The organism is Xanthomonas sp. WHRI 7945, assembly GCF_035026585.1.
This window is the reverse complement of the sequence record NZ_JAYIQP010000033.1, coordinates 22,208-28,207: the sequence shown is the minus strand read 5'-3', so window position 1 is coordinate 28,207 and position 6,000 is coordinate 22,208. Positions and strand designations below refer to the sequence as shown.

The following is a 6,000-nucleotide window of genomic DNA, read 5'->3' as shown; positions in this document are numbered from 1 at the left end:
GCCCGTACCCTCATCCGGCCCTGCGGGCCACCTTCTCCCGAAGGGAGAAGGGAACAGCTTCGCCGCTCATAGCCCTCCCCCCGGGAGAGGGGTTGGGGTGAGGGTACGGCGCGAAAGCGTCTCGTGGAATTCGGGTGCGCGAGGCTGCGCCCATACCCTCATCCGGCCCTGCGGGCCACCTTCTCCCAAGGGAGAAGGGAACAGCTGCGCCACTCATAGCCCCTCTCCCCCCGGGAGAGGGGTTGGGGTGAGGGTACGGCGCGAAAGCGTCTCGTGGAACTCGGGTGCGCGAGGCTGAGCCCGTACGCTCATCCGGCCCTGCGGGCCACCTTCTCCCGAAGGGAGGAGGGAACAGCTCCATTCATAGCCCCTCTCCCCCCGGGAGAGGGGTTGGGGTGAGGGTCCGGCGCGAAGCGACCCGCTGGGTTTGGGTGCACGAGGCTTCGCCCGTACCCTCATCCGCCCCTTCGGGGCACCTTCTTCCGAGGGGAGAAGGAGAAGCCTAGCCCCTCTCCCGTCGGGAGAGGGTTGGGGTGAGGGTCGGCGCGAAAGCGTCTCACCGACGTTGGCCACGCTCCCGGCGAACAAGCGCCGGATTCACGACCATGTCCGTCTCATGACGGCAACGATCCGCGGCCTGCGCAGGAGGCCGCCAGCGCTGGGGCAACGCGCATTCAGCGATGAACGCAGAATGATGCGCGCGGCGGCCACGCCTCGGGATAAGTTTTGTCTCCGCTTTGCTGCGAGACAGCAGCGGGCCGCGGCGCAGATCGGCAATTGTCAAGAGGGTGTTGTTGAATTTTCTTGTTTTTCAACTACTTAATGCTTGGCGCCTGCTGCGCCGTAAGCAGCGACGTTGTCCACAAGGGGTGTGGATGACTTCTGCATAAGGGTGTGGATAAGCCCGTCGCGGCCACGTGCCACAAGACTGTCAAGAGACGTGGCTAAAAATTAGGCAGGGCGATGGTCGGCCCGTCTCCGCCCACGGTGCGGGATGCCGGCGATGCCGGTTCAGCGCCACTTGCGAGGACCATTCACTGGCTCGGCTGCGATGGCCACGCGGCCGGGTCGGCGGCTCCGGCCGAATCCCGCCCGGTCCGCCCCAGCGAGCGCCGCCTGCCACCCGGCCATCCGCCGCCAAACGAAGACCGCGCCATGCGAAAGCATGGCGCGGTCGGGTCCAGCATGCCGCGCGCGGCGCGGCTCAGGCGAGCATGCGCAGCTTCGGTTCGCGGTCCCACTGGCGGGTCTTGGCCGCCTCGATGAAGCCCTTGCCGTTGCCGGCTTCCAGCACGCCGGCGTCCTTGGCCACGTTGCCGGCCTTCAGCAGCGGCTGCGCCCCGGCATCGGCGGCGATCGCCTTCAGGTGCGCGAAGGCGTTGCTGACGAAATCGACCGCCGCCGCGTCCTTGCTCAACTGCTTGCCGGCCTCGGCCGACAGCACCACCGCCACCGCGTCGAACACGAACGACGGGGTGCCGGCCAGTTGCCCGTCCGCGGCCAGCTTCTTGCCGTTGCTGAGCGTGGCGCCGCCCAGCTTCGGCGCCACGATCTTGACCGTGGCGCCGGCGTCGCGCGCGGCTTTCTGCAGGCTCTGTACCGTCGCCGCGTCGGAGCCGTCGTGGATCAGGATGCCGATCGCGCGTCCCTGCAGGGTGTGCTTCATCTTGCCGATCAGCTGCAGCGCCGGCGACGGTGGCATGTCCTGCGGCGCCACCGCTGCGGGCGGTGCCGGCGGCAGCGCCGCCATGCCCAGGCCGTCGGCCACGCGCTGCGCCAGCGCCGGATCGACGTGGCGCAGATGCCCGACCACCGCCTCGCGCACATGCGCGGTCTCCACCTTGGACAGCTCGAACACCAGCGCCGAGGCCATGTGCGCCTGCTCGGGCTTGCTCTGGCTGCGGAAGAACATGCGCGCCTGGCTGTAGTGGTCGGCGAAGCTCGCCGCGCGCACGCGGCCCTTGCTGCCCTGCTCGCCCGGCGTGGCGTGGCTGGGGAAGCCGCGCACGCTCTCGCGCGGGGTGTCGTCCTGCAGCGAGCTGGGTTCGTAGGCGACGCGGCCCTTGGGCACGCCCATCTGCATGTGGCCGTCGCGCTGCAGGTTGGCGAACGGGCACTTCGGCGCATTGATCGGGATCTGGTGGAAGTTCGGCCCGCCCAGGCGGCTGAGCTGGGTGTCCAGGTAGGAGAACAGGCGGCCCTGCAGCAGCGGATCGTTGGAGAAGTCGATGCCCGGCGCGATGTTGGCCGGGCAGTACGCCACCTGCTCGGTCTCGGCGAAGAAGTTGTCCGGCCAGCGGTCCAGCACCATGCGCCCGACGATCTTCAGCGGCACCAGTTCCTCGGGAATCAGCTTGGTGGAATCGAGATGGTCGAACGGGAACTTGTCGGCCTCTTCCTCGGTGAACAGCTGCACGCCCAGTTCCCATTCCGGGAACTCGCCGTGCTGGATCGCCTCGAACAGATCGCGGCGGTGGAAGTCCGGATCGGCGCCGGCCAGCTTCACCGCCTCGTCCCAGACCGTGGATTGCAGGCCCAGCTTGGGCCGCCAGTGGAACTTGACGAAGGTGCTGTTGCCGTGGCCGTCGAGCAGGCGGAAGCTGTGGATGCCGAAGCCTTCGATCATGCGCAGCGAGCGCGGGATGGTCCGGTCGCTCATCGCCCACATGATCATGTGCAGCGATTCGGGGGTCAGCGAAACGAAGTCCCAGAACGTGTCGTGCGCGCTGGCCGCCTGCGGGAAGCCGCGGTCCGGCTCCATCTTCACCGCGTGGATCAGGTCCGGGAACTTGATCGCATCCTGGATGAAGAACACCGGGATGTTGTTGCCGACCAGGTCCCAGTTGCCTTCCTTGGTGTAGAACTTGACCGCGAAGCCGCGCACGTCGCGCGGCGTGTCCACCGAGCCGGCGCCGCCGGCGACGGTGGAAAAGCGGGTGAACACCGGGGTCTTGACGCCGACCTCGGTGAGGATCTTGGCGGTGGTGTACTGGTCCAGCGAGGCGGTCAGCTCGAAATAGCCGTGCGCGGCGCTGCCGCGCGCGTGCACGATGCGCTCGGGGATGCGTTCGTGATCGAAGTGGGTGATCTTCTCGCGCAGGATGAAGTCTTCCAGCAACGTCGGCCCGCGCGGGGTGGCGCGCAGCGAGTTCTGGTTGTCGGCGACCGGGATGCCCTGGTTGGTGGTCAGCGGCGGATGCGTGCCGCCGGCGCTCTGGCGCAGTTCGTCGCCGACACCGCGTCGGTCGGCGACGGCGCTGGTATCGACGGGAGTGCTGGACTTGCTGGGCTTGCGCGGCGAGCTGGCCATGGGATGATGCTCCGGGGGATGGGGCGAAACGGCAGAAGGCAGCACGTGCTGCAGGAAAAGCGATGGAGCATCCGCTCGATGCTGTGCCGCGGGGCGTGAACGGTCCGTGCACCTTCCGCTCGCCATGCGAGGCGCTGCAGGTCGCGACGCGGCGCGAGCAGGGCGCACCTGGGTGGGGCCGCTGCGTCGGGTGGTGGCCAGCTGCGATGGGGGTCCCGGTTGCGCAACGGTGCAGGCACTACGATCGAGGGTTTGAGTGGCGGAGCGGGCGTCTCCGCCAGCTGGCGCTACAGAATCGCGGCGCGGCGCCGATAGTGCGTTGAGTCTGGCTCCATCGACGCGCCCCCGCGTGGGAGGGGCGAACATCGGCAGCGGCTGCGATGCAGTGCGCCGCCGGCCTATCGTGTGACGGAGACCGAACGTAGTGTTGCCTATCGTCGTCATCGGATTGTTGCTCGCCCATGCCGTGGTCGCGCATGGCGGCGGCACCGGCACGCCCGCGGCGCACTGGTGCGGCCTGGCGGTGCAGGCCATGGCGGTGCTGGCGGTGCTGCGCCGGCTGAGGCATGCGTCGGTGGTGGACCGGATGCCGTGGCGGCTGCTGGCGTGCATGGTCGGCGTGCAGATGCTGTGGACCGGCTGCAACCTGCTGGCGCTGCTGGTGCCGCAGCACGGCCCGGCGCTGCAGAAGCTGGGGGTGATGTTTTCCGGCTCGTCGATGCTGCCGGCGCTGTTCCTGATCGCGCGCTCGTTCAACCGGCCGCAGCCGCGGCTGATCGTGGCGCTGGACGCGTTGCTGGCGCTGGCCGGTGCCGGCCTGCTGTATCTGCTGATCGATCTGGCGCTGTCCTCCAGCGATGGCTTCTCCGAACCCGACGTCAGCCTGATCATCAACCATGGCGACGCGATGGGCCTGCTGCTGGCGTCGATGGCCACGCTGCGGCTGCTCGGCGCCGGCGGTTGCAGCCGCCGCCATTTCTATTTCACCGCCAGCGCCTATCTGTGGGTCAATGGCGCGGTGGCGGCGCTGTACAACCGCATCGAGCTGGGCGGGCTGCCGTGGTGGGGCGGGCTGCTGATCGACCTGCCCGGTGCGGTGCTGGTGCTGGTCGCGTCGCTGCCGCGCGGGCGCTGGTTGCGCCGCGCGCGGCCGACCTTGCGCGGCGCGGAACTGATCGCCGCGTTCGCGCCGATCGTGTTCTCGCTGGCGGTGCTGTTGCTGGCGATCAGCGTGGCGCGGGTGAGCTTCGTCTGGGGCATGGCCGCGGCCACGCTGGCGGTGATGGTGTACGGGGTGCACGTGGCGTTCCTGCACAGCGAGCACCTGGAAATCCAACGCATGAGCCGCTTGAGCACGCGTCGCCTGCAGCAGCAGGTGGCGCGCGATCCGCTGACCGGCATCGCCAACCGGGTCGGCCTGGCGGCGCGCTTGCGCGAGCTGGACAGCGGCATGGAGTGTTCGCTGCTGATGATCGACATCGACTTCTTCAAGCAGTTCAACGACAGCCACGGCCACGTGGTCGGCGACGCCTGCCTGGTCGAGGTGGCCACCGCGCTGGCCGAAGCCTTGCCCGCGCATACCGCCACGGTGGCGCGCTACGGCGGCGAGGAATTCGCGGTGGTGCTGCCGGACACCGCGGCCGACGCCGCCGACGCGATCGCGCAGCGCCTGCTGGCGGCGATCGCGCAGCGGCAGATCCCGCATCCGGCCAGCCCGATGGGGGTGGTCACGGTCAGCATCGGCATTGCCACCCGACCGGCCACCGCCGATGCGGCAATCGAGTTGCTGCACCACGCCGACGCCGCGCTGTACCGCGCCAAGCGCAACGGCCGCAATTGCTGCGCGCACGCGCAGGATGCGGCGGCGGGCGCGTCGGGCGTCGCCGCGCCGGGCTGAGGCGCCGCCGGCATTCGTGCCACCATGACGGCTCCTTCCTGCATGTTCGAGAGTGCGATGGCGCCCAGGTTCGCGTGGTCGTGTCTGCCCCTGCTGCTTGCCGCGTCCGCCGCCGCGCAGGCGCTGGAACCGCCCGCGGTCACCTATCCGCCGCTGCCCGCGCACGGCCGCGATGCCGCCGCGTTCGTGCCGTCGGGTTGGACGCTGGAGTTCGAGCGCCGCGGCGATTTGAACGGCGATGGCCGCGCCGACCTGTTGCTGGTGCTGAAGATGGCCGATCCACGCAACGTGCTGGACAACGGCGGCTTCGGCCCGGACCGCTTCGACACCAACCCGCGCATGCTGGCGGTGGCCTTCGCCGAGGGCGACGGCTACCGGCTGGCGCTGCGCGACCACACGCTGATCCCGCGGCCGGACGCACCGAACATGGAGGACTATCTCGATGGCGGCGAACCCGCCATCGCGCGCGGCGCGCTCTCGGTCAACCTGCACCAGTTCTCCAGCGCCGGCAGTTGGAACACCTCCGAGACGACCTTCCTGTTCCGCTACCGGCAGGACTGCTTCCAGCTGATCGGCTACGACATGCGCGGCCTGCACCGCGGCAGCGGCGAGGTCACGGAGATCAGCGTGAACTACCTGACCGGCAAGGCCAAGCTGAGTGGTGGCAGCATCGAGGACAGCGCGCTGCGCACGCACTGGCGCCAGCTGCCCAAGCAGCCGCTGCGCTGCCTGCAGCAGGTCGGCGACGGCTTCGCCTTCGATCCCGGCGTGGCGCGCGCCTGAGCGCGGCGCG

3 protein-coding genes are annotated in these 6,000 nt (G+C 69.4%); 2 read left to right on the top strand and 1 reads right to left on the bottom strand.

Annotated features, from left to right (window positions below; all coding sequences use genetic code 11):
• Positions 1 to 1,204 precede the first annotated feature (1,204 nt).
• Entirely contained in the window at positions 1,205 to 3,310 is a 2,106-nt protein-coding gene (locus VDQ83_RS17810) for a catalase (protein WP_455435909.1), read from the bottom strand.
• 427 nt (positions 3,311 to 3,737) lie between these two features.
• Here VDQ83_RS17810 and VDQ83_RS17805 point away from each other — a divergent pair, with 427 nt between their 5' ends.
• Together VDQ83_RS17805 and VDQ83_RS17800 are read left to right on the top strand one after the other, a co-directional pair.
• Positions 3,738 to 5,207 (top strand): GGDEF domain-containing protein, encoded by a 1,470-nt coding sequence (locus tag VDQ83_RS17805; protein WP_455435908.1) that lies wholly within the window; start codon positions 3,738 to 3,740, stop codon positions 5,205 to 5,207.
• Positions 5,208 to 5,264: 57 nt separating this feature from the next.
• Positions 5,265 to 5,990, top strand: coding sequence for a hypothetical protein (locus VDQ83_RS17800; RefSeq protein WP_455435907.1), 726 nt, complete (start codon positions 5,265 to 5,267; stop codon positions 5,988 to 5,990).
• Positions 5,991 to 6,000 lie beyond the last annotated feature (10 nt).